This window comes from Sphingomonas sp. BL2 (assembly GCF_056680015.1).
Genome location: NZ_CM155261.1, coordinates 1 through 25,977, shown reverse-complemented (window position 1 = coordinate 25,977; position 25,977 = coordinate 1). Strand labels below are relative to the sequence as shown.

Sequence of the window (25,977 nt, the reverse complement as noted above, 5' to 3'; positions counted from 1 at the left end):
GCGGGTGAGGCTGGTGGGTGACTGGGCGGGTGACGTGGCGGGCGGCATGAACTAGATCGACATCATGCCTGGGCTCTTCGATCATCTTATGCCGGCGAAACGCTGGACGCCGTCGCGGTACCGTGCGTTGCTGCGTGCACGGGGGCCGCGGTCCGTGCAGTTCCGCACTCGTGCGGCGATCCTGACGGGGGCGATCCTGATCGGCGTCGTCGCGACGCTGTTCGCCAAAGCGGCGGACTGGGCGGCGGGGGTGTTCGCCGGTTACGCGCAGAGCTGGCACTGGCTGCCGCTGTTGACGACGCCGCTGACGTTCATGGCGCTGGTCTGGCTGACGCGGCGGTACGCGCCGTTCGCGCGGGGATCGGGTATTCCGCAGGTGATCGCGGCACAGGCCGATCCGAACGAGGCGACGCGGACGCTGATCTCGCCGCGCACCGTCGCCGCCAAGGCCGTGCTGACGATCGGCGCAGTGCTGGGCGGTGCGTCGGTCGGGCGCGAGGGGCCGACCGTGCAGCTTGCCGCAGCGGTGATGGGCGCGACGCACCGGCTGGTCCGCGTACCGTTGCGGGGCGGCGTGCTGATCGCCGGTGGCGCGGCGGGTGTCGCAGCCGCGTTCAACACGCCGCTCGCCGGGTTGTTGTTCGCGATCGAGGAACTGGCATCGGCGTATGAGCAGCGCGTGACGCTGCTGGTCCTCGCCGCGATCGTCATCGCCGGGATGGTCGCGCAGTCGGTGCAGGGCGACTACATCTATTTCGGCGCGATCGGCGCGCATATGCCGTTGCTGTCGGCGCTGCTGGTAGCGCCGGTCGCCGGGATCGCCGGCGGGATGGCGGGCGGTCTGTTTTCCCGCACGCTGCTGGCGATGGCGCAGAGCCGCAACCGCATGACGACCTGGACCCGCGCCAACCCGGTGAAGTTCGCTGGGGCGTGCGGCGCCGTCGTCGCGGTGCTGGGCGTGTTCACCGGCCTGACCTGGGGAACCGGCTATTCCGCGGCGCGCGCGATGATCGTCGGTGTCGATGCGCCGTTGTGGTTCGGACCCGCCAAGTTCGTGGCGACCGCCGCGACCGCGATCGCGGGGTTGCCGGGCGGGATTTTCGCGCCGTCGCTCGCGGTCGGGGCGGGTGTCGGCAATTTGCTTCGCGAAGTGTTTCCCGGCGAACCCGCGAGCGCGATCGTGATCCTGGGGATGGTCGCGTATTTCGCGGGTGTCGTCCGCGCGCCGCTGACCGCCGTCATCATCCTGTCGGAGACGACCGCCAGCCGCGGACTGATGCTGCCGATGTTCGCGACCGCGTTCATCGCCGATGCGGCCAGCCAATGGGTCTGCCGCGAGAAGCTGTACCACGGGTTGTCGAAGACGTTCGCGATGCCCGCAACGCCGAAAGCTCCTTAGGGCCCGATATCGATCGCCTGCGCCTCGGCCCGTTTGGCGGATGCCTTGGCGAAGCCGAGTTGCTCCGCGATCGGATCGTTCCAGCCGTAAGGATCGGTCCGAAACGCGACCTTGCCGGCGTAGTCGACATAGACGTTGTGGTACAGCAGCCGGACCGGAATGCGGCGGGGCAGGGGGACGAAGCTTGTCTCCCCCGAATCCTGCGCCGTCTGCCACGCCTCGCCGACGCCTTCGTCCTCCGCGAGGATCCGCGCGAACCCAAGCGCATCCTCGACGCGAACGCAGCCGTGGCTCAGATGACGCTGGCTGCGATCGAACAAGCCCGGCGCGGAGGTGTCGTGCAGGTAGATCGCCTGATCGTTCGCCATGTCGAACTTGACCATGCCTAGCGCGTTGCTCGGCCCCGGCTGCTGGACGATCCAGCCATCTCGGACGACCATGTTGTGCGCGGTGAGATACTCCTCGCCGACATTGGCCATCTCGCCGTTCTGGATCGATTTGGGCACGGTCCAGGTAGGATTGGCAACCAGACGATAGATCGGTGACGACAGCGCCGGCGTCTCGCGGCCGGGTTCGCCGACGATCACCTTGCGCTGATCGATCATCGTGCCGTCGCGGTAGTAGCGAAGCTGTGCGGCGGCGGTGTTGACGTCGATCCGCGTGGGCGGCGGCGTTCGCGCCAGCCATCGCCGCCGTTCGAGCCCGACCGCCAGCGCGCGAGCACGATCGCCCGCACCAAGGTTCAGTACCTTCAACGTCTCGGGTCCGACCACGCCGTCTGCGGCGATGCCGTAGTCGGTCTGCAGCCCTTTCAGCGCCTCGGCCATCGCCTGCGTGTAGATCATTGAAGTCGCGGTCGTCGGCGTGGTCGCCGTCGGCGAAATGGGCGTCGGTACGGGCGCTATGGCGAGCGGGTCGGTCGACGAGGGAAGATATCCGCTCTCAGCTAGCTGCTCGACGATCGTGGCGACACGCGCGTCGCGGTTGCCGACGCGGATGACGCCGGAGGGTATCGCCTGCACCGGCGTCGCGGTCGACGCCTTGGCGCTGAACGCGAGATACGCTTCTGAGAGTTGCTTGTACTCGGCATCCTGCGGCGCGAGACCGTCGAACCAGGCGACGAGGTCGCCCTTGGCGAGCGCCCGCGACAGCCCGGTGGTAAGGTCGACCTTGGGGCGGGGCAGCGTGTAGATCTGATGCAGCGAGGCGGGGTCGACGCGGCCCTGTGCGAGCGCGCCGGCATAATCGAGTGCGGCCTTGGTTCGCGCGGCATCGTCGACGGGCGGGGCGCCATCGGCGGGTGCGGGTAGGAACTCGACCCGATCGAGGCCTTGGCGCGCACGGTCGGCAAGGATTTGATCGAAGGCCGCGATGTTTGCCGCGGTCCAAGCGGCCTTGGTCGAAGTGGCCTTGCCAACTGCCTTTGGTGCCGACTTCGACGCGGTGCGGGGCTGGCCTTCCGCGATGGCCTTTGTTGGGACGATGGGCTTCGGCGCGCGAGCAAATCCACCGAGCGCCAGAGCCAGGACCGGCATGCAACCCGAAGCGAGCTGCATCCGTAAAGTTCGTACTGTCATCGGTGGATAACGTTTGGACCGTTGGATGGGCTCACATTAGCGGCAGATTTCTCGGTTTCTCAGTTCGGCCAACCGTCGATCAGCCGAAATCGAAGACGCCGCCGGGTGGTGCCGCGACAAACTTTTCGCGGGGTATCGTCGCTGCGTCCAGCGCCTCGGCCAGCGCGATTTGCGGCGCGTCGCGTGCTTCGTCGGTCAGCTGGAACGTGCCCCAATGGATGCCGAGCGCCCGTTTCGCGTCGACCTCGCCGAAGATGCGTACCGCCTCGGCCGGATCGACATGCTGCCCGGCCATGAACCAGCGCGGGGCGTAGGCGCCGATCGGGATCAGCGCGACGTCGGGCGCGCCGAGACGCTCGCGGATCTGGCCGAAGATCGCGCCATTGCCGTACGCGGTATCGCCCGCAAACCAGATCGCTCCGGCGGGCGTGTCGAGCCAGTGCCCTGCCCATAGCGCCATCCGGACGTCGCTCGGCCAGCGGTTCGCCCAGTGATAGGCAGGGGTGATCGTGGTGGCGATGCCGTCGCCAACCGGCAGGCGATCCCACCAGTCGCCGACGACGCATCTGGCTTTGGGCACCGCGGCGCGCAGGATCGTATCGTTGCCGAGCGGGAGGACGAACAGGGGCGCATGAGCCACCTGAAGCCTGCGCAAAGTGGCGACGTCGAAATGGTCGTAATGGCAATGGCTGATGAGGACGACGTCGATCGGCGGCAGGTCGTCGAAAGCGATGCCGGGCGCCGCGACGCGCTTTGGCCCGGCGAACGAGACGGGACTCGCGCGCTCCGACCAGATCGGGTCGGTCAGGATGTTGAGCCCCGCCACCTGGATCAGCATCGAGGCGTGCCCGATCATCGTGACGCGAATCCCGTCGACGCTCGCGTCGGGCTTGGCCGGCGTGACCGGTACCGAGCGCGGCCATTTCGCGACGCCGCTCGCCAGCTTCCACCGCAGCACGTCTTTCAGGCCGCGGTCGGTCGGCGCCTGCCCCGGATTGAAGAACCGAAGACCATCGAAATGGTCGGACGGGGGACCCTGGTAATAACGGTTCTGCGGCATGCGCCTGCCTAGCCCGAAGCCCCCCGGCCGCCCAGACGCTACTTTGCGTTCTTCACGTATTTGTCGAACCACGCGATCGACCGCTGCCGGACGTCTGCAGACTGTTCGGGGCCCGTCACGCAGTGGCCGGCGTCGGGATAGATCACCAGGCTGACGGGGACGTTCTGATCCTTCAGTGCGTGCCACCATTCGATCGACTGGGTCGGCGGCACCTCGATATCGCGCTCGCCGACATAGATGAACGTCGGCGTCCGCGCGGTCTTCGCATGATAGATCGCGGAGACGTCCTCATACGCCTTCATGTCGTCGTACATCGACGTGCCGAAGAACGGCAGCAGCCACTGGTCGATGCCGTTGGTGCCGTAATAGCTGACCCAGTTCGACAGGCCGGCGCCGGCGACGATGCCCTTGAAGCGGTTGGTCTGCGTGTTGGCCCACATCGCCATGAACCCGCCATAGCTGCACCCGCCGAGGCCGAGGCGCTTGTCGTCGACCGGCGCGACGCGTTCGACCGCATCGACGCCGGCCAGCACGTCGCGCAGGTCGCCACCGCCGAAGTCACGCTTGTTCGCGGCGGTGAATGCCTCGCCCTGGCCGTAGCTGCCGCGCGGATTGGGCAGGAAGACGTAATAGCCTGCCTTGACCAAAGCGGCGTTGAGCGAGGTCGGATAGAGATAGCTGGGCGTCGAGGCCGCCGACGGGCCGCCGTGGACGATCGTGATCATCGGCGCCTTGCCGGTTGGTGCGGTGCCCGAGGTGGGGCGGGGGGCGAGCAGCCAGCCCTGGACGTCGAAGCCCTCGTTCTTCCAACTGATGCTCCGCGCTGCGGCAAGCGCGGGCATCGCGTCGTTGTCGTGCGTGATCTGCTTCACGCCCTGTCCCTGGGGGGTGAGCGGCCCTGCGTAGATGGCCGGTGCGTGCTCGTAATCCTGGACCACGGCGGCGGCGATCCGCCCGTCCGCGGAGAACACCGCGCGGCCATCGCCTGCGCTCGAGCTTGCCGGCTTGGCAAACCCCGGCACGACCGGCTGCCCGGGGGTGAGCGTGCCGAACTGCATCTGGTCGCCGGCCAGCGTCACCGTGCGCAGGCCACCGCGGGTCCAGGCGATCGTCGTCACCGTCGACTTGGCGCCGGCGGTGACGTTGCGCGGGGTGCCGCCCTCCAGCGCGATCGTGAAGACGTCGCCGCCGATCGAGCCGAAATCGCTCATCAGGCCGCCGACATAGGCGACGGTGCGGCCATCGGGAGACACGCGCGGCTGGTTGATCTGCGTCGTCGGCTTGGCGATCGAGCGGACCGCGCCGGTCTGCGCGTCGATCGCGTCGAGCGTCGCGACCCACCAGTTGTTGTCGCCATTGCCGAGCGCGGTCGTCGCGACGAACCCGCGGCCGTCGGGCGTCCAGTCATATTCATAGACATAGCGACCCGCAGGCGAGAGCGGCGTCACGGTCGTCGTCGCCTTGGCGATGTCGAACACGGCGAGGCGTTGTTCGTCGCTCTTCTCGCCGATCTCGCCGATCATCCGAACGCCGGCCTGCGTCGCGCCCGATTCCTTGGCGGCGCCTAGCGTCACCAGCAGCGCGATCCGCTTGCCGTCGGGCGACACGCGCGGAGTCTGCGCGATACCGGCGATGGTCGCGACGGTGCGTGTCGCCTTGGCATCGGCATAGGTTAGCCGGACGTTGCCCGCCGCGGTGTCGCGGATCAGGAACACCAGGTCGCCATTTGGGGCAAACGTGAGCCCAGCATAGCTGCACGTCGCGCACGGATCGATCGTCCGCAGAACGCGCCCGTCGGTGACGTTGCGGAGCGTTATGACACCATGCGCGCTGCTGCTCTCGACGGTCGCGGTGCGATCGCCCGCGGGCGACAGCGCAAGCCCGCCATATTGATGGAGCGTCTGCGCGGACGCAGGCGCGGCGGTCGCGACGAGAAGGGCGGCGGTGACGGTAAGACGCATGGGGGGCTCCGGCAGGACAGCGGTTGCCCCTGCTTAGCGCCTCGCCAATCCGCGGCAAGCGGATGCAGGACGTTTGGCCTGTCGAGGGAATGGTGCGGCGGTTCCGCCACACCATTCCCTGCGATCAGAAGCCGATGCTGGCGGTCAGCTTGAACGTGCTGTCCGTGCCGCGATTGCCGATCAGTCCGGCATAGCCCGACGTCACCCGGATCGTCGCGCTCGGGGCCCAGACGAGATCGAGCCCCGCGGTCATCGCATCGCGCGACAAGGGGACCCCGGCGATGTCGAAGGTCGACGTGCCGGCGCTGAACCGAGCCATGCTGGTCGGTGCGGCACCGTCGACGCGGCGCTGCCAGGCGCTGACGCCACGCGCCGACAGACCCTCTACGATCGGCGTGTCGAACCGGAAGCCGGCGCTGGCGAACGCGAAGGATTCGGTTCGCGCTGCTACGGTCAGCGCGGTCGCGCCGCCTGCTTCCGCGATCCCGTCGGTATGGACGCGGAACGCCTGGAAGCCGGCGAACGGCTGGACGCTGCCGCCACCCAACGGAATCGCATACCCGGCCTCGGCGAAGCTGTGGAACGTATCGCCGTCATAATCGGCGCGCAGGCGATCGGCGAACCCGGGGAAGCTGACCGATCGCTCGGTGCGATTGTCGGTCCAGCCATACCCGACTCCGGCGCGAACCCTGACCGCACCATAGTCGCCACCGGCATAGCCCAGTACGTGGATCGTCTTCGACCGGGCGGTGCTCGCCCGCGTATCGATCGCCAGCTTGGTACGGGTATAGCCGCCGGCGATGCCGATCCGGCCACCGCCCGCGGCAACGTCGAAGCCCCCGACGCCGCCGATCGTATCGCGGTCGACCGCGCCCGTATCGGCGGTGCGATCGTCGTTGCCGCTGTTGGCGAGCAGCGTCCCCCACAGGCCACTCGGCTGGTCGCCGCCGAGTGTGCGCGACAGGGCTGCGTTCTGGACGACCTGCGCATCGCGAACCATCGCGGTCCGCAGCGAGGCGTGAACTTCACCGGTGAGCGTATCGAACGCGCCGGCGACGGTGTCGGCGTCGGGGACCAGTGTCAGCGCCGCATAGGCCGCATTGCCGATGCCAAGCGCGGCAAGGGCTGGGGCGACGGCCCGCTGGTTATCTGTACGGGCAACGCCGATCAGGCCCGCGCTTGTGCGCGCGACATCGGCGAACACCGCATTGCCGGTATAGCCGAGCCGTAGTTCGGTGCCGCCGGCGGTCGACTGGGTGACGGCATAGCTGCCGGTCACGCCACCGGCGGCGGTCAGCAGCGTGTAGCGAGTGCCGATCGTTCCCGCGGTCCCGGTGATCGCAAGTCGCGCGCCCGATTGCAACGTGGCGGTACCGCCGACCACGATCCGATCCGACAGACCGCCTGGCGCGATCTCGGCCGCGTAGATCGAGCCCGATTGCTGGACGAGATTGCCGGCGATCGTGATCGTACCGATGCTGTTGCCGGGTGCGATCGTCCCGCCGTTGGCGATGATCGCGCTGGCGATCGTGCCGTTGCCGCCCAGCGTCCCGCCTGACTGGACCGTCACCGCCGATGGCAGCGTGCCCGCCAGCGTAAGGCGTCCTGCCTGGACGCTGGTCGAGCCGGTGAAGCCGAACTGGTTGCCGATCGTGAGGTTGCCGGTGCCGGCCTTGACGAGTGCGCCCGTGCCGCCGAGCGTCGCGCCGAACACACCGTCGCCGGTCTGGTCGATCCGCACCGTTCCGGCGTTCGCGATACTGCCGGTCAGCGTCGTGGTGGTACCGTTCAGTATGGCCCCCGAGGCGATGCCCGTCCCGTTCGCGAAGCTGGACGCAGCAGTCAACGACCAGTTGCCCGAGACGATATCGAGGCGTTCGAAATTGACGGCCCCTGCGAAGCTGCCCGTGCCGGTTCCCGCGAGTACCACCTGGTCGGTGCCCGTGCCGCCATCGACGCGACCGGTGATCGACGAACCCGGCAACAGCGCGAGTGTATCGTTGCCTGCGCCGAAATCGATCGCCAGTCCGTTGCTGCCGCCGACGATGCTGCCGGAATTGACGATCATATCGTCGAACGTGCCGACGAAGGTGACCGCTGCGCCCGTGCCGCCCTGGATCGTGCCGGCGTTGACGATCGTGGTCGCGCCATAGGCGCTGCCGGCCGAGCCATTGTCGATCAGGATCCCGCGCGCGGCACCCGCGATGATCGCGCCCGCTGCGTTCTCGATCCGGCCGCCGCCCATCGCGATGCCCTCGGCACCGTTGGGTTGGCCGCCGGAGTCGACCCCGTTCGCGCTCAGCCCGCGGATCGTGCCGAAGTTGCGAACCGTGCCGATCAGGTCGATATCGACGCCGTCCCCGTCGCCATTGATCGCGACGCCGTCCCAGGCGCCGGTGATCGTGCCGTAGTTGGTGACGGTACCGGTGCCATCCGATCCGACGCCGGAGCCGTTACGCCCCTGGATCAGGCCGTAATTGGTGACGTCGACCGCTGTATCGCTGGTGATGCCGTGACGCAGACCGGAGATCGTGCCGGTCGCGAGGTTGGTCACGATGCCCGACTTCGCCTGCCAGTCGATCCCGTCATAGCTGTTGTTGGGTGCGCCATCGGAGCGGATCAAACCGGCATTGGTGACAATCGCACCCTGGCCCGGCCGGATCGCATCCTGACCGAACGATCGGATGATGCCCGTCGCATAGTTGTTGATCACAATCGACGCCGCACCGGAGGCGACCGCGTCGAAATCGATCGCCTGGCCACCGGCCGTGGTCTGGATCGTACCGGCATTGTCGATCCGAATGCTGCCGCCGGTCGGGTTGACGTTGATCCGGATCGCGTCGTCGGCGCTGGTAATCAGGCCACCCTCCGCGTTGACGATCGCGATCGTGCGGACGCCGTTCGTGCCGGCCACGCTGCCCGCGACGTTGATCGCGCGGCCGCTGGCGTTGGTGTTGGCGATCGTTCCCGCGTTCACGACCGACAGCGTCGGTCCGGTCGCGGCGATCGTCGTGGCGTTCGCGCTCGTCAACGTTGCGCCTGCGCCGACCGTATAGACGGTGCTGGCAAGCGTACCGGCCAGGGCAAGCGTGCCGCCGGTGACGTTGGTAGCACCCGTATAGGCTTGCGTCCCGAGGGTCAGAACGCCCGCTCCGGCCTTCGTGACGCTGCCTGCGCCCGTGACCGTACCGGTGAAGCCGGTGTTCGCGGTCTGGTCGAACACCAGCGCACCGGCGTTGGCGATCCGACCGTTCAGGACGGCGCCGCTGCCGATCGCGGTGGCCCCCGCGGCGATCGTCATGCCGCTCGAATAGGTCTGCGCGCCGGTCAGCGTCCAGATCCCGGCATTGACTGCTAGCGTCTCGAAATTGACTGCGCCGGTGAACTTGCCGGCGCCAACGCGCTGCAGGATCACCGCATCGGTTCCGTCATCGCCGTCGATCAGGCCCGAGACGCCCGTCTCCGCGCCGGTCTGCACGAAGACGTCGTTGCCCCCGCCGAAAATGAGCGAACCGGCGAGCGTGCCGCCGTCGGCGACATAGGTCGAGGTGGTGCCATATTGCAGATCGCTGCCGAGATAGACGTAGCCGACGATCGTACCACGGTTGAGGACGGTGCTGTCATAGCCGAGGATCGCCTGCGCTGCCCCGCTGATGACTCCGCCCGTATCGTTCAGCACGTCGGTGCGGCCATTAAGCGACAAGGCGGTATCGCGCCGGCTCTCGATCCGTCCGGTATTCACGACCCGATTGGGTTCACCGTAATAATAATCGGCCGATACCGCGACGGCGTCGGTGACGATCGTGCCACTGTTCTCCAGCGTGCGGACGTTCAGGATGCCGCTGCTGCTCGAACCGGTCGCCCCGGAGATCGTGCCCGAGTTGACGACGGTCGGGGCGTTGATGCCGTATGCGCCACCCGCGAGGTTGATCGTCCCCGAGTTGACGACGGTGCCGCTGCCGATGATCGCGCCGGATGAATAATAATAATAATAGTCAGCCGACCGGGCTCCCGTCATGTTGATCGTCCCGGCGTTCTCGAACCGGCCTGATCCGGCCTTCACCGCATAGGTTGGATCGTAGAAGACCCGGTCGTCTGCCGATCCGGTCAGCGTGCCGCGACTGATCACGGCAAGATCGTTTGCCGGCGCGTCGAGATCGCCGAGCCGTCGCGCCAGCGTCGGCGCCGTCATGTCGATCAGCGTTCGACCCGCCAGGCTGATATCGGCGGTCACGTCCACGGTACCGGTGCCCGACACGATCATCGTCGTGGTCAGCGGGCGTGCCGCAATCAGCGTCAGCGCGGCATTGTTCGCCAGTTCATAGCCCACGCCCTCGAACGCCGCGGGTATCGTGACCTGCGCCGCCGCATCGGCGCCGACGCGGTACACGATGCTGTCGAAGCCATCACCCCCGGTAATGCCGCCGGTCGCGCCGGCCAGCGCGCGGCCGGTCGGCTGAACCAGATCGGTGACGAGCAGGTCGTCGCCGCCGCCGAACTGGATCGCGCCGTTAACCGTGCCGCCGGTATCGACGAAGATGTCCGCCGATTGATCGTAATAGGAAGTACTCGCGAACTGGACGCCGCCGTTGATCGTGCCGCCGTTCAGGACGATGCTGCCATAGCCGTTGCGTCCGCTGATTCCGGTCGCGCCCGAGATCGTGCCGCCTGCCTGATTGTCGACGATCCCGTAATAAGTGATGTCGACGCCCACGCCGTCACCGTTCGCGCCGCCGGTGATAACCCCGGTATTGACGAAGCGTCCGTACGACAGCGAGACGCCGCTGGTCGCGCCCTGGATCAGGCCGCTGTTGGTCGATGGGGTCTCGTTCGACTGCGATCCGCTGATGATTGCGCCGATGTTGCCGGTCGAGCGGATCGTACCACTGTTCGCCAGCGCGCCCGAATAGACCAGCGCGCCATAGCCCGATGCGATGATCGTGCCCGTGTTGGTGATGGCGGTCGGACCATTGTAATTGGTGACGCTGGCCCCGCTGCCGCCGATCGCCGTGATCGTGCCGCTGTTGGTCAATTCGCCATTATAGACCGACACCGCCGCGCCATAGCTGTTGGTGACGTTGGCGGTGATCGCACCGATGTTGGTCAGCGACAGCGTGCCGGGATAGCGGGCCGACATCGTGATCGCCTGGCCGGTGGTCGCCAGCGTGGCGGCATTCGTGATGCTGCCCGTACCCGTCGCGGTCAGTCCATTGGGCAGCCGGACGCCGTCGGCGAGCGTCACATTGGCGTCGGTAAGGTTCAACCCGAGCTGTTCGAAGCTCGACGGGATCGTCCCGGCGCCCAGCGTCGTGTTGCCGTCGATGCCCAGTTTAAGCGTATCGATCCCGCCGCCGGCGTCGATGGTGCCGCTCACGCCGCCGATCCGGCCGGCGGCGATGTCGAACCGTGCGGTGACGGTATCGTTGCTGGCGCCGAGCAGCAGGTCGCCGTTGATCATGCCCTTGGCGATATCGATCGCGCTGTACTGATTGGCGTTGCCGCCTGCCACGACGGACCCGTTGATGGTGCCTGCGTTGACGAGATTGAGCGTGCCGGCGCTCCGGATCGCGATCGGTCCTGCGCTGCCGATCGTTGCGCCGGCGGCGTTGGTGACGCTGAAGAACCCGTTGGCCTCGATCGCGGCACCGCTGCCGGCATTGACGATCCGGCCGCTGTTCTCGACGATCATGCCGCCGGCCGATGCGAGGGTCGCGGTGCTAGCATTGGACGTGATCGCGCCGCTGTTGACGATCTGCAGATACTGGTACGTCGATACGGGGTTCGCGGCGATCGCGGAGGCGGAACCGGCCGTGATCGTGCCGCTGTTGCGGACCTGCTGGATCGCGCCGCTGATACCACCGTTGATCGCGCCCGCGTTCGTGACGAACGTGGCGGGGGCGAAGTTGGCGGGGGTGCCGACGACGATGCCGCGATCGATCGTCCCGGCATTGTCGATCGCGCGGGTGACGCCCGTGATGCCGGCGATCGTGCCCCCGGCCTGATTGGTGATCTGCGTGAAATATGCGCCCGTGTCCGCGACCAGGGCAGGGCCGGTGGTGGCGGTCAGCGTGCCTGCGTTGACGATCGTCGCTGTCAGGAGGCCGGCGGCATTGTTGGGATTTGCCTGCAACCGGATCGCCGAACTGCCGCTGACGGTGCCGTCGGCGGTAACGGTTATAGCGGTGCTGTTGGCGGGATAGACGGTGCCGTAGGGCGGACCGCAGACGATGACGCTCGCGCCCGCATAGGGGTCGCACGGGCCGAGATACCCGAAATAGGAATTCGCGGTGGTGACGACGATCCCCGGCCTGGCCCCACCTGAGACCGTCCCCCCGACCATCAATGTGGACGTCGAACCAGATGTCTCGATCCCCCCAGCGCCATTTCCCCCAAAAACAGTAGCGCCCTTTTCGACGACCACACGTGTCCCGTTGGTCGGAACGGCAAGCCCAGACAAATCGATTCCACTGCAGATGGTCGTGCCGCCGACCGTTGTCGGATCCGGGGCGCACTGCGCTGCGGCTGGCGAAGCAGCCGCAGCAATGGCAAGAACGCTCGTACCGAACGCAAACGACACGAGACGTGGCCGAACAGACCACGTCGCAAACTTACCAGCCATGCGAAAATTTCCCCCTGTCCCCGTCCCTATACGAGGAAAACGTGACGGTACCATTTCAGATAATCATGTCGAGAGGGGGATTGGCATTCGATCGGATATCGTCTGGTTTTTATTGCCCAAGGCGCCATGTGCCGGACGAGCAAGCCGTGGCTAACCACCGTTCGTGTCATCGGGTCTAGCTCAACGCGATATCTAATAAATGACTGGCGGGTGAGGGGCGTAAGAAAAAACCGATATCGCGTTACGTCGCTGATGTACCTCGCGTAAATAACAGGGCCTAGAACGACTTAGTGCCGTACACGTAAACCATGATTCGGGTTCTACATCCCAACCGAAAGCTTTCCGCGCGACAACCGTTCCAACCACTGCGGGGCAACCGGCAGGGCTGCCCGCCACCGCAATCGCAACCATTGAGTTTTCCGGCCGAAGCTCGGCCATCGCCAGTTGATGTCGGCCGGTTCAATCCAACCGCATACCGAATATTTATATTTGAAGCCGCCTTGTCGACGGGGCATTTTATGCTTCGGATAAGTGGCTCGGTACGTTTTGTGGCAGCGCTCTGGAGGAAGCGTTCTTCTCGCATTTGCTACCGTTCAATCACTTCTGCGCACTCATCGATCGACGGTCATACAAGAAACGTGGCCATGAACTGGGTGGCGTATGCGTGGGGGAGCTGCAATTATTTACAAAGTCTTTACCATGAGCCCGAATTCACGGACATAATCTGTAATTCGTTATGATCACTCGCGTTTGAAGCGCATGGTTAGCGGACGTGAATGCTACCTCCAAGAAGTAGCAGCGCGCAACCGGGAGAATGCAGGGTGGATTCGAGCAATCGACGCCGCGTACAGTGTATCTTTATCGTTGGCGAGAGAAGCGGCCAAACGTTCAAGGAGATATCCAGGTTTGTTCTAGGCAATGCGAATTACACTATCATAAGCATCCCCGATTTCGACGAATTCGTACGCGACATCGAAAATATCGAGCCGGGGTGCGTCGTCGTGAAAGCAAGCGCGGTGCAACTCGCGCAACTCGCCCTTGCGCGGCTAGAGAGTGCTCGATCGCCGCCGTTGTCGTTGATCCTGCTGGGGGACACACTCGACGTGGCAACCGTGATCGAGGCGATGAAGGTGGCGTCGATCCAGTTTCTTGCACGCCCTTTCGATGCATCGCATCTGCTCGCGGCGTTGGCGGAAGGGTTCGATAGCCTGGATCGGGAGTTGCAGACCACGACCGCGGATCGCGCGGGCGTCGATCAGTTGGCGTCGCTGACACCGCGCGAGCGCAACGTGTTCGAAGGGCTGATCGATGGCCTGTCCAACAAGGAGATCGCGAAGCGGTTGGCGATCAGCCACCGGACGGTCGAGGTGTACCGCGCCAATCTCGCGGTGAAGCTTCACTCCAAGAAACCGACCGACTGGGTTCGGCTGAAGTTGGGGCTTTCGCCGGGAACGGCAAATCGGCGGCGCGACGACACGTCGGCGGAGGAACCGGTCGTCGGAACCCCGGAGATCAGGGCGACACGTCGATCGTGATCGTATCGCTGTAACGCCCTGACGGCATGCCTGCCACCTCGCCGACGGTGATGCGGAGTTCGAGCGCGACGCCGTCGATCGTCAACGGCGGGGCGATCGTGCGCGACGATGGCCCCGACAGGTCGACGGGTGTTCCGTCGATCGCAAGGCCGTAGGGGATACGGGCCTGGCCGGAGTCGCTGCCGACCAGATGACCCGTGTTCGCCGATACGACGAGCAGATGCGCGACGGTGTTTGCCCGAACCTGAAGCATCGCGGTGCGCTGTTCGCCGGTGGTGAGCGTGCCGAGATCGATCGCCTGCGCCGACGTTCCGCTGGCAAAACCACTGCTCGTACCCGCGAAGTTCGCCTGGGCGCGGGCGATGCTGCGCAAGACGATCGTCGATCGCGCGGAGAAAGCGTCGGCAGCATCGGGCGTCCTGAGCATCGCCTGGACGATCCGGGAATATTCACCCGCCGCGATCACCGTATCCTGGTCGACCAGCAGCCTCCAGACGATCGTGACGCGCGGTCGCGCGGTCGTCAGGCGGACGGTCGACAGGTCGGGGGAAAGCCCCGCCACTACGCCGTCGCCGGGTTGCACTTCGATCCGGTACACGAGCGGCCGTGTCGCGTCGCCGAACCGGATCGTGCGCAACGGCGCCGACGCATCGTCGACCAGTGCGACGGTCGCCTCGCAATCCGTACCCTCGACCAGATCGACCGTCGTTCGCAGCGAACCCTCGCCGGGGGTCATGCCGAACGGGTCGTAGGCGATGGGGCTCGCGACCAGCGTGCCGATCCGGACATCGCACGCGAACGCGGTGACGGGCATCGCCAACCCCAGCACGATCGCGGCGCCGGGAAGCCAGCGGCTAAAGGCGGACTGCATGAAGCGTACCGACATCGACTATTCCCTTCGAGAGTTCTGGGACGGCGAACTCGACCGTGGCCACGGTTTCGATCGTCACGCGGTAGCGGCCGGGCGAGAGATGGTCGGCTGCGAACCGGCCCGCGTCGTTGGTGAAGATCGGCCGTTTGCCGAACGACTGGTCGCCGATCTTCTCGATGACGCCGGAGTAGCTCGACACCGGCCCGCTGGCGGTGACGATGAACCCCATCGCGATCCGCGACGCCGCCGATCCGACCGCGACTCGGTAGCCCGACGCGGAGCCCGGAAATGCGAGCAATTGCCCGTCGCCCAGATCATAGCCGGCGGGCAGCGGGTCGACGTCGTAGATGTCGAGGATCGGGCTGAACACCCGGTTGAGCGGCACCAGCGGCGCGCCAAGCCAATCCTGTCGTCCGACCACGTACCCCGCCTCGTCCTTGATCGTGACGGCCGCGCCGTCGAGCGTGGCGTGTCGATCGAAGATCGCGAAATTGCCGACGCCGGGGCGACCGATCGAGACCTTGCCGTCGGCAAAACCGAGAAAGGTCGATGCCCGCAGCCGCGTTTCGCGCGCGCCGATGCCGGTCGGCGAGCGGGAATATTGAAGGTCCTGCTCGATCGACGCGATGAACCGGTTGCCGAAATAGCGCGCATCGCCGGATACGCCCGCACGCTCGTCGCTGCGACCGAGCTGGATCCGGCCCGACAGGTCGCCGACCTGGTCGATCGGGCTCCGGCTGGCCTCGATCACCCCGGTATTCTGGCGGGTGTCGACTCGTGCCGCGATCGTATCGCGTCGCCCGGTGCGCATCGACAGGCCGAGCAGGCCTTGCGGATGCCAGCCGCCCGGCAGGTTGCGCTCGACACCCAGGGTGGCCGTCCAGACGAAGCGACCGCGCGTGAGATAGCCGTTCAGGTCGAGGCCCTGCCGTCCGGTGTTGCTGCGCGTGCTGCCGTAGCTTGCGATCGCGGCGAGACCGTAATTGCCGCGTCGCCAGTCGGCGCGGGCATCAACATGCCAGCGCTCGTCGTTGATCCGTCCGTCGCGATCGAAGGGCGACGAGAAGTCCTTGCTGTAGCGGCTCGACAGGACCGTGAAATTCCAGGTGTCTCGGTCGAGCGTCAGCGTCTGGAGCCAGTCTATGCTGAACGCGGTGCCCTGCTTTCCGTCGAACCGGCTGGTGCTGGCCTGGGCACGGAACAGCCCGATCGGCGTGCCGACCACGCCTTCCCCGCTGACCTGCCAGTTACCGTCCGCATATTGCCCGCCCGTGCCGAGCGTGAAGCGGTTGGCGAAGCCGTGCCGGATATAGCCGGTCGCGGTCATCGGACCGCCATAGTGGCGTTCGCCATTCTCCTGTCGTCCGAGCGCGGCGCCGAAATCGGTGAGCCCGCCCGCCAGCATCGCGGTCGCGGTAAAGAAGGCTGCCGATGCCACCTCGTGACGGCCAAGATCGTCCTCGACGATCAGCCGGACGTCGTTCGCGCCGAACTGCGACGACAGATCGGTCAGCTGATAGCGGCCCGGATCGAGGCGCAGGCGGCGCGTCTCGACGCCGTTGGTCTCGACGATGATCGTCGATGGCCGGTCGAGCGTCACGCCGCCGCGCCCCGAGGGACGGATATTCTCGAACGGCCGAATCCCCTGATAGTCGCGCGCAACCGCGATGCCGAGGATCGTGTTGCTGCCCTGGAAGCCCGTGATGCGCGGCGTCAGTTCTCCCGCGGCGTAGCGGATGGCCGAGTCGAAATCGTCATAGGTCAGCCGCGTAACCGCTCGATCGAACCCGTAATGCCCGCCGTCATGCTCGGCGAGGACACCGCCCGACCGGAGGGTAACGCCGGGAAACGCGCCGAACGTGACGAACCCGTCCGCCGTCACGCGCAACGGCGACCGTCCGCGGTCGGGCCCGCTGTCGATAAATCCCTGATCGATCGCCAACCCGACACCGCCCGCAAGCCGTGCCTGCTGCATGTATCGCGACGGATCGGGACGAACGTCGCCGCGCATGCTGAGCGACTGGAGCGCGAGCGCGCTCGCCGGCACGGTAACGGCGACCTCAAGCGTCGCCGGATCGTAGCGGACACTGATCGGCGGGACGTCGAGCGCGTCGAAGCGTGCCCGGAGAGCCGGTCCGACTTTTGCCTTCAGCTTGGCGAACAGCGTGGCGTCGATGCTGGGACCGAGCAGCGCCAACAGGCGGACGGCGTCGATATCGCCATTGCCCGCCGTATCGACGCGAACGCCGATCTCACCAACCAGACGCCCGTTCACGAGCAACGGCGCGTCGAGGTCGACAAGGCCACGTGGAACCAGCGGCGGTGTCACCAGCGGGGGTGCCGTTGGGGACGATACTGCCGAGGGCGGCGGTATCGCAGGCCGGATATCCTGGGGGAGGGTGGGGGGGACGCGCCCGTTCTCCTGCCGGGCCTCGCCGGCGCCAGCGACGGCATCGTCGGCCGCGATTAGCAAGGCGACGTCCAGCGTCGCGAACGGGAAGACGGCTGCGCCTGCGGCCGAACCGTAGGACAGCGCGCAGAGGCAGGCCGCGGATCGCCTTAGGTGCCGTCGGGCATGCCGAGGGGACCGTCGTGCGCGGTCATAGCCCGCGGCCACCTCGCTCCTCCGGAAAAGCGCCGATGATAAGCTGGGCGGGTCCCTTGATCGTGTCGACAAGAGATATTTCACGCGACGCGCCAGGCATCACGAATACGGCTTCGCCGTAGCGGATCTGGTCGAGCGCGAGCGGTTCGACCTTGTCACCGCGTTTCAATTGCCAACTGTACAATGTCAGGTCCGCGACACCGGCGCCGCTGTTGGTCATTCGTCCGTGCAGCACGCCGTCCTTTCCAATCACGAGATCGCCGGTCATCGCCAAAGCGGGCTTCAGCGAGTCCGGCTGGACGATCGCGGTAGTGTTGAAATTGAGCGACATCCCCAGGTGGCTCTGCATCGCGGACGTGGCGTCTTGCTTGACCATCTCGGTGGAATTGGTTTGCTTCACGCGGAGGACGAAGACCTTGCCCTTGTCCATCGTCGGCGCACCGACATACCGGACCTGCATCAGCTGCGACTTGTCGCCGGCGATGCTGGCTTGTGGCGGGAAGATCAGGAAATCATTGGGCGCCGGGGTAAAGGCCCGCTTGCCGGCTTCGTCGACCGCAACCGAGAACGGCTGGAGTTCGACGTTGAGGACTTCGGCACGGGTATTGGTCACCGTGATCCGGGCAGTCGATCGCGCGCCGCTAGGCGTCAGCGTGTAGATCATCGGCTGTACGCCGTAGGCGAAGGCCAGCGTCGAGGTGAGGGCCGTAAGAGCGAGGCTGGCGATGACGCGACGCGATGTTCTCAGCACGATGTTTCCCCCCGGAAAAAAAAGAGGTGGACGCCACCGGATTGCAGCGTCCACCCCAGTAGAATCAGCCGACCGTCACATCCCAGCTCTCAGTGTAAGAACCGGCAAGGAAGGGCAGCGACTGCAGCGTGACCGAGAAATTGCCGGGCAGGCCGTTGGCGACGGTCGCATCCGGTGCGCCGATACCCGACGTAATCGCCGCGCTGGTCATGTTGACGTTGTTGAACGGCAGAAGGTTGCCGTCGAGATCGAGCGTCAAATTGTAGTGGACCTGCGACCCGGATGGGCCTGAAAAATAGCCGTTCACGGCATCTACGGTGATCGCCTTGTTGCCGGCCTTGTTGCAGGTGACCAGCACGCCAGCGATGTTCTGCAATGTCTGGTGCGAAGGATCGAACGAACGCGCGGTCGTGTCGACTTTGCAGACCGGCACGATCGTGCCCGTCGAGGTCAACGAGGTAGCGCTGGCAATACCTGCGAATGCGGTCGAAGCAACGATGGCGATGGAGAGAACCTTAAGTCCGATCATGATGAATTCCCGTGCTGTTGATCGACTGGATTGCCGATGGTATTTGTCTACACACTAGCCATCGTTCATAAATCGTTCAGTTGAATAGGTCTGATTGACTATCACTATGATGCATTTTGCGTTGAACATGCACCGACAGTGACAAGGCTATTCTTTGCGCCTGGGGTGCCCCGCTGACATTCATCTTTGCATAGATCGACCGCAGATGGGCGCGTACCGTGTTCACGGAGATGTTGAGCGTACGCGATATCTCCTTCGGGCAAACCGCGTCGGCCACCCCCTGGAACACCGGCAGTTCGGACGGCGTCAGGCCGAACATCGCGCCCGCTATGCTTGCGTCGATCAGCGCGCGCGAACTGATATCGTCGAGCGTGACCAGCAACACCCAGGATCCCTCGACGATTGTCTTGAGGATAGTTACCGCGACCCACCGCGATACGCCGAAAGGCAGGATCAACGCTGCCACCGCCTCGTCGCGCGACAGCGCGAGCGCCGCCTGCTGCTGGAACAATCGATTGGACGCAGGTTCGGCAAAGCGCAGGCGGTGGCCGACATGCGGGGCGACCATGCCGACATCGAGCAATCGCTGTCCTGCTTGGTTCGTTCGCTGCAGCCGCAGGGCATCGTCGAGCACCAGCCTCGCCTGCGCGTCGAGTTCGAACCAGGCCACGCTCCAACGTTGTGCCAGCGCGCTCGGGCTGGGCCGCGATAGCATATCCATTCTGTCGATGACGCTCATAGGACCCCTTGGAATGTGCCGCTGTCAGAGTTGCAGATATTCCGTGTTTCGATCTCGGGATGGATGCGTCTTGTCGATCGCCCAACCCCACCTGTTCCTACATCCAACCAATCTAATCGAAGTTAAAGTACGTATGGCAACTTAGGTAATGCCCCTTACGTACTAGTCCGTAGTCGATCTTGATGTTGGCTATCCGGGAAATCCGTCGGATGATGACCAAACGGAGTCTTGAATATTGCCGAATGTGTAGATCGATACTTCAATAAAATCCGAGGGATGGGGATAATTGCGAGATGCACGCGGATTGCGAGCGCGAACCGATCACGTTTCCCGAACGCATCCAGAGTTTCGGCTTTCTGCTTGCGGTCACCAACAACTGGGTGATCGAGAGGGCATCGGCGAACCTGTCCCAGTTTCTCGGGATGGAGGTCCAGTCCGCGATCGGGATGCTTCTCGACCGCGTGATCCCGCAGCCGGCGATGCATCACCTGCGATACCGCGCTGCGATGCCAGGCGCCGGCCGGGGGATCGACCGGATCTTTGGTTTGCGCTTGAGGCCGGGGGGAGATCTTTACGACCTGGCCTTTCACCTGAGCGGCAATCTACTGATCATCGAAGGCGAGCCCTGCGGGAGCGACCAGCCGGCCAGTGCGGCGACCCTGGTGCGTTCGATGATGGGGCAAGTTCAGTCGCAGGCTACGGTCGATTCGCTCTACATCGATGCCGCGCGCCAAGTCCGCGCGATCACCGGCTTCGACCGCGCGCTCATCTATAGAATCGACGACGACGGTACCGGGCAGGTGATCGCCGAGTCCGCAAAGGCCGATGTCGGTCCACTGCTGGGACTGCACTTCCCCGCGACCGACATCCCCAGCCAGGCGCAAAGCCTGTATCTCCGCAACCCGTTCCGGATCATCGCGAACGTCGCCGCGGCGCCCGTCCCACTGGTCTCGTCGGGCTCGGGCCGGACTGCGCCGCCGCCGCCACTCGACCTGACACTGGCAGTGACCCGCGCGGTATCGCCGGTCCATATCGAGTATCTGCGGAACATGGGCGTCGCGGCCTCCTTGTCGATCTCGATCATCATAGACAACACGCTCTGGGGCCTGTTCGCCTGCCACCATTTCACGCCGCGGCTGCCGAGTTTCGTCATGCGCAGCGCCGCCGAACTCTTCGGCGCGATGTTCTCGCTGACGCTGGAGAACCGGCTGCATGCCAGCGCCGCCGCGGACGATACGCGCAACCGTATCGCGACCGACGAAATCGCGGTTGCGATATCGACAGACCCGACGCGGCTGGCCGATCCCACGTGGTTGAGCACGACCATTGCGAAGGTCATAGCCTGCGACGGCATTGCGCTGACGAACAACGGCGCGCTCTCCACTGCCGGGACAGTGCCCGACAAGGCTGCGATCATGACGCTGGTCGAAAGGCTTGACGGAGCGGATATCGACCGCGTCTTCGCGACGGACTGTCTTGGCCATTCAGAGCGAGCGGCGGGCGTGCTCGCCATTCCCATCGCCCGGTCGCCTCGCGACTATCTATTGTTGTTCCGGCAGGTGCGCGTCGAAGAGAAGCGCTGGGGTGGCGATCCAGATCCTGTCGTCGTCGTCGACATAGGCGAACCACACAACGCAGCGAGCTTGCCGCATCCCAGAACCAGTTTCAGTCCGTTCGTACGTGGCAACCTCGGTCAGTCTTTGTCGTTCACCGATGGCGATTGCCGTGCCGCGGAGATGATCCGCACGGCATTCGACCGCATCCTTCTGAATCTGCTGGTGACCAAGACCAATCACGCCGAGCAAGGGTCTGCGCGACAGGACATGGTGATCGCCGAACTCAACCACCGGGTCCGCAACATCCTGACGCTGATCCGCGGCTTGATCGGGCAGACCGCAATCGACGGTATCGGCACCGAGGATTACGTCGCGGCGCTTGGCGGTCGCGTCCAGGCCTTGGCGCGCGCGCACGATCACGCGACACGGGGCGATGGCGTCTCCGGCACGCTGATCGCGTTGCTGGACGACGAGATCGCCGCGTTCGTACCGACCCGGCGCGATCGGTTTCAGATGTTCGGACCCGCCGTTCGGTTCGACGCGCAGGCGCTGGCGACATTGGCGCTCGTCATCCACGAACTCGTCACGAACAGCGTCAAGCACGGTGCGTTCTCGACCAGCGGGACGGTCGAGCTCCACATCACCAACGATTGCGACGGCGTGCGCATGGCGTGGCGCGAGCGCCAGGGTCCGACGCCCTCCGAGCCAAGGGAGCGAGGGTTCGGTTCGGTCATCATCGAACGCATGATCCCGTTCGACCTGCAAGGTCTCGCACGGACCCGCTATCCGCCCGCAGGGTTCGAAGCCGACTTCTTCGTCCCCGCGGCGCACGTCGTGGCCGAGGCCGAATTGCTGGTAGCAATCCCGATCGGAACGGCATCGTCCGACTCGCCATCGGAGCGCCCTCTGGCCGGACTATCCGTGCTCCTGCTCGAGGATAACATGATCGTGGCGCTCGAGGCGGAGGACTTGCTTCATCAACTCGGTGCCGCGAAGGTCGAGATCGCGGCCGATCTGATCGGGGCCGAGAAAGTGATCGATCGCGGCGGCGTCGACATCGTCATGCTCGATATCGGCATAGGCGATCTCAACAGCGCCCCTCTGGCACGCCGTCTCTCCAGCGCGTCGATCGCGTTCTTCTTTGCCAGTGGTTACGATGAACGCCCCGGTCTGGCGTCCGAATTCGCCGATATACCGATCGTGGGGAAGCCGTACAGCCTTACCAATCTCCGGATGGCGGCGACCCAGTCCCTGCTGGGGTAGAGAAATTAAGGCTGTTATAGGTGAAATATATCGCTTAATTTTTAGATTAAAGATGATTGCTACTGACGGGTTTTGGATCGTCGATTGGATCGGTTCAACAATCGCTCAAATAGTAATTACCTTGTTAACGTTTTTATCGTTACCTACTTCCAATGGTCATCTGCTTACCCCGCGAAAAGATTTCGATCGGGCGATTTAGAAATGCGAGACTTAGGACCCCGTCGCGCGGCTTCGATTGGTTGCGCCCTGCGGTGGTCAGTTGGCTCGCCTGCGGGATGTTATGCGCGTTTACCGTCATCCCGGTGGGCGCGGCCGACCGCTGGACCGGTCTCGCATCCACTGTGTTCCGGAACTACGGCCGCGATCAGGGTATCCCGCACCCTGTCGTAACCGCGCTCGCGCAAGGAGGTGACGGGTTTATCTGGATCGGTACCCAAGGCGGTCTGGCACGGTGGGACGGTTATCGGTTCAAGGCGTACGCCACCAACCAGAGCATTCGCGGAGGCTTGCCCGACAATTGGGTCCAGACTTTGCATTTCGATACGGCCGGTCGTCTCTGGATAGGAACGCTCTCCGGTCACCTTGCACGGTATGATCCTGTCCACGATCGCTTCGATACCGTTGCACTGGGCAGCGGCGCGGCCCAGATTCAGATCGGCGCTATCGTCGACGATGGCAGTGGAGGTCTCTGGATCAGGACCGACGACGCGCTGCGCCGCCTCGATGCGCGCGCGAAACAGGTCAGCATCTTGCGCGGCGGGATGCAGGGACTGCCCAATGGTCGGATCCAAGCGGTACTGCGTGCTCGAACGGGCGCGCTCTGGGTGGGCACCGCAACGGGATTGGCACGCCAAGACGTCGGGGCATCCGTTTTTACACCCGTGGTGATGGCCACCAATACGCTAAGTGTATCGGCATTGTTCGAGGATGACCGCGGTCGCCTCTGGATTGGTACGGTCCGCAATGGACTGTTCGTGATCAACCGGCAGAACGATGCCCCTCGCCGGATAGGCACTGACGGCGACCTTATGCAAACCTCGATCTCGGCAATCCGAACGGCTGGTCCTCATCAGATATGGGCGGCACTCCGCGGTTCGGGTATCCTGTCGATCGACACGCGGTCGGGCTTGGCGACGGTTATTCAACACGATCGCACCGTGCCGACCAGTCTTGCGCACGATGATGTCTGGGCTCTGCTACGCGACAAGACAGGTGGCATGTGGGTCGGGGGGACGGGGGGACTCAGCTATCACCCGCCGAATTCCGGGTTGATCACCACTATCTACGGGGCGCAGCAGCGACCGGGCGCGTTGAGCGCCAGCGATGTCATGTCGATCCTCACCACGCGCGATGGTCACATATGGCTGGGCTACATGGACGGGGGGATCGACGTCATCGATCCCCGACGCGGCCGGATCGCGGCGCTCCGACCAAGCCGCACCCAGCCGGACCGATCTCTCCCGTGGGAGACCGTGTTCGCCATGGCCGAGGGAGACCGCGGGGAAGTCTATATCGGCACGCGTCGAGGCCTGTACGTGTCGACTCTCGCAGCGCGCACCGTCCGGTTGCTCAAGCTCAAGGGTCATGACGTCGACTTCGCGGTCAACGCACTGCTATATGACACGGGCGTATTGTGGATCGGTAGCGAATTTGAAGGCTTGTGGGGCGTCGTGCCAGGCCAGCGCGCCGGCACGACAAACCGGATCGTCTTCGCGCCCTCGGATGCAGCTAAGTTGACGAATCTGCATGTCAGCGTCCTTGCCCGCGGCGTTGGACAGGATCTGTGGGTCGGCACTCGCGATGGCCTCAACCGCTTCGACCTGTCCACACACCGAGTCGAAACGTTAAAGCCGGACCCGAATGATCCGCGCGGACTGCCGGCGGGGTTCGTGGCGGCGTTGCAACTCGATCGCGCGGGACGACTTTGGGTCGGTACGGTCGGTGGAGGTCTTGCCGTGTCAGCAGGGCGGGACGCGCAAGGACGACTGCGCTTCCGCCGTTTCGGATTGTCCGAGGGACTTCCCCATCTCAATGTCGACAGCCTGGCGCTCGATGGCAGAGGCACGCTTTGGGCCGGTACCGACGACGGGCTGGCCCGGATCGACCCCCACAGCCTGTCGATCCACGCGATGAAGCCAGCCGATGGCGCCGTGCTGAGGGATTACTTCGTCGGCGCCCGCGCCACTACTTCCGCTGGTGAAGTGTTGTTTGGCGCCAAGGACGGCTTCACGATCGTCCGGCCCGGTAAAGCACTGGTCTCGCGCTTAGTGCCCCGCATCGTCATCACCGATCTGCGCGTCGGCGGAGTCCCGGTGCCAGTCGGACCTTACAACGAGATCGGCACGCCTGCTCAGCTCGTCCTGACACCCGAAGCGAACAGACTGACGGTCGAGTTCTCGGCGCTCGACTTCATGACTCCCGAGCAGAATAGATTTGCCTACCGGCTTGAAGGGTTCGACGTCCGGTGGACGGAGACGGATGCCACGCGTCGGCTCGCGACGTACACGAACCTGCCACCAGGCGACTACACGCTGCGGCTGCGCGCCTCGGATCGCGAGGGAGTGTGGACCGAGCGCACGATGCCATTACGGCTCCGCGTGCTGCCGGCTTGGCACCAACGCCTATGGTTCCGCCTGCTGCTGGTCACGCTATGCGCGCTCACGATCGTCGTGCTCGTCCGCTGGCGGACGGCGCATCTCCGCCGGCGACAGCGGGAGCTAGAACGCCAGATCGTCGACAGGACCAGCGATCTCAGCGCCGCCAACGAACGTCTGACCCAACTGGCGCAGGTCGATACCCTCACGGGGTGTGCCAGCCGCCGTCACTTCCTCGATCGCACGGGCGAACTGATCCAGCTTGCCGGTCGCCATGACCTTCCGTTGAGCCTGGCAGTGCTCGACCTGGACGATTTCAAGCACGTCAACGACACGTGGGGCCACCCTGGCGGCGATGCCGTGCTAGCTGCAGCCGGGCAGATACTGCGCCAGCATGTGCGCCTGAGCGACCACCTTGGCCGAATCGGTGGGGAGGAATTCGCGTTGCTGATGCCGCACACCACCGCGGCGGGCGCACATCTGCTCGCCGACCGAATACGGTACGCACTCAGCGACGCCGTCGTTACCGTCGAAGACGCCGCGATCCAGATCACTGCCAGCTTCGGCATCGCCGAAATGCGGGCAGACGAGGATTATGACGCGCTCTACGCCCGCGCCGACGCTGCGCTATACGCGGCCAAGCATGCGGGCAGAAACCGGGTGGAACTCAGCGTCTGATACATACGGCGTCATCTAGGCGCCCGCTTATGTGATCGCAGCGATAGACTGTTGAAGTACGACGCAGGCGGTCGCCTTCCGCGGAGCCCCTCCAGATAGCACACTCGTTTGCCAGTGGAGCGAAAGCGCTGAGAATTAAGCTACAACACCGGTTTAGTAAGGAATGGCTGGGGCGGCAGGGTTCGAACCTGCGCATGGCGGCATCAAAAGCCGCTGCCTTACCACTTGGCGACGCCCCAA

13 protein-coding genes and 1 tRNA gene are annotated in these 25,977 nt (G+C 65.0%); 4 read left to right on the top strand and 10 right to left on the bottom strand.

Features of this window, described 5'->3' with window-relative positions; all coding sequences use genetic code 11:
* Nucleotides 1-64 precede the first annotated feature (64 nt).
* Nucleotides 65-1,399, top strand: coding sequence for a chloride channel protein (locus AC1ME3_RS00070; RefSeq protein WP_480954338.1), 1,335 nt, complete (start codon nucleotides 65-67; stop codon nucleotides 1,397-1,399).
* On the opposite strand, the gene AC1ME3_RS00065 is transcribed toward AC1ME3_RS00070, so the two are convergent.
* The 4 genes from AC1ME3_RS00065 to AC1ME3_RS00050 all read right to left on the bottom strand — a co-directional run bounded on the left by AC1ME3_RS00065 (nucleotide 1,396) and on the right by AC1ME3_RS00050 (nucleotide 12,337).
* The gene (locus AC1ME3_RS00065; protein ID WP_480954337.1) at nucleotides 1,396-2,934 is read right to left on the bottom strand and encodes a L,D-transpeptidase family protein; all 1,539 of its coding nucleotides are present in this window, start codon (nucleotides 2,932-2,934) and stop codon (nucleotides 1,396-1,398) included. The two genes, AC1ME3_RS00070 and AC1ME3_RS00065, sit on opposite strands and share 4 nt — an antisense overlap.
* Nucleotides 2,935-3,055: 121 nt before the next feature.
* A complete protein-coding gene (locus tag AC1ME3_RS00060; protein ID WP_480954336.1) occupies nucleotides 3,056-4,036 on the bottom strand; it encodes an MBL fold metallo-hydrolase in 981 nt (326 codons plus the stop codon).
* Between the two features lie 38 nt (nucleotides 4,037-4,074).
* Nucleotides 4,075-5,997 carry a S9 family peptidase gene (locus AC1ME3_RS00055; protein WP_480954335.1) on the bottom strand — a complete coding sequence of 641 codons (1,923 nt, stop codon included), beginning with the start codon at nucleotides 5,995-5,997 and terminating at the stop codon, nucleotides 4,075-4,077.
* Nucleotides 5,998-6,121: 124 nt separating this feature from the next.
* Nucleotides 6,122-12,337, bottom strand: coding sequence for an autotransporter domain-containing protein (locus AC1ME3_RS00050; protein ID WP_480954334.1), 6,216 nt, complete (start codon nucleotides 12,335-12,337; stop codon nucleotides 6,122-6,124).
* Between the two features lie 1,280 nt (nucleotides 12,338-13,617).
* On the opposite strand from AC1ME3_RS00050, the gene AC1ME3_RS00045 reads away from it, so the two are divergent.
* Nucleotides 13,618-14,151: a response regulator transcription factor gene (locus tag AC1ME3_RS00045; protein WP_480954333.1), complete on the top strand. Its 534-nt coding sequence runs from the start codon at nucleotides 13,618-13,620 to the stop codon at nucleotides 14,149-14,151.
* Here the strand turns inward: AC1ME3_RS00045 and AC1ME3_RS00040 are convergent.
* The 5 genes from AC1ME3_RS00040 to AC1ME3_RS00020 form a co-directional block, all read right to left on the bottom strand.
* The gene (locus AC1ME3_RS00040) at nucleotides 14,129-15,037 is read right to left on the bottom strand and encodes a hypothetical protein (protein WP_480954332.1); all 909 of its coding nucleotides are present in this window, start codon (nucleotides 15,035-15,037) and stop codon (nucleotides 14,129-14,131) included. The genes AC1ME3_RS00045 and AC1ME3_RS00040 overlap by 23 nt on opposite strands.
* Nucleotides 15,006-17,351 (bottom strand): fimbria/pilus outer membrane usher protein, encoded by a 2,346-nt coding sequence (locus AC1ME3_RS00035; RefSeq protein ID WP_480954331.1) that lies wholly within the window; start codon nucleotides 17,349-17,351, stop codon nucleotides 15,006-15,008. The genes AC1ME3_RS00040 and AC1ME3_RS00035 overlap by 32 nt, the downstream gene beginning before the upstream one ends.
* A 271-nt stretch (nucleotides 17,352-17,622) precedes the next feature.
* Nucleotides 17,623-18,378, bottom strand: coding sequence for a fimbrial biogenesis chaperone (locus AC1ME3_RS00030; protein ID WP_480954330.1), 756 nt, complete (start codon nucleotides 18,376-18,378; stop codon nucleotides 17,623-17,625).
* A gap of 64 nt (nucleotides 18,379-18,442) precedes the next feature.
* Nucleotides 18,443-18,907, bottom strand: coding sequence for a hypothetical protein (locus tag AC1ME3_RS00025; protein ID WP_480954329.1), 465 nt, complete (start codon nucleotides 18,905-18,907; stop codon nucleotides 18,443-18,445).
* A gap of 76 nt (nucleotides 18,908-18,983) precedes the next feature.
* Nucleotides 18,984-19,646, bottom strand: a complete 663-nt coding sequence (locus AC1ME3_RS00020; RefSeq protein ID WP_480954328.1) for a helix-turn-helix transcriptional regulator — start codon at nucleotides 19,644-19,646, stop codon at nucleotides 18,984-18,986.
* Between the two features lie 293 nt (nucleotides 19,647-19,939).
* Here AC1ME3_RS00020 and AC1ME3_RS00015 point away from each other — a divergent pair, with 293 nt between their 5' ends.
* The gene (locus AC1ME3_RS00015) at nucleotides 19,940-22,465 is read left to right on the top strand and encodes an HWE histidine kinase domain-containing protein (RefSeq protein WP_480954327.1); all 2,526 of its coding nucleotides are present in this window, start codon (nucleotides 19,940-19,942) and stop codon (nucleotides 22,463-22,465) included.
* A 275-nt stretch (nucleotides 22,466-22,740) separates the two neighbouring features.
* Nucleotides 22,741-25,737: a ligand-binding sensor domain-containing diguanylate cyclase gene (locus AC1ME3_RS00010; RefSeq protein WP_480954326.1), complete on the top strand. Its 2,997-nt coding sequence runs from the start codon at nucleotides 22,741-22,743 to the stop codon at nucleotides 25,735-25,737.
* Between the two features lie 164 nt (nucleotides 25,738-25,901).
* Here the strand turns inward: AC1ME3_RS00010 and AC1ME3_RS00005 are convergent.
* Nucleotides 25,902-25,976, bottom strand: a tRNA-Gln gene (locus tag AC1ME3_RS00005).
* Nucleotide 25,977 lies beyond the last annotated feature (1 nt).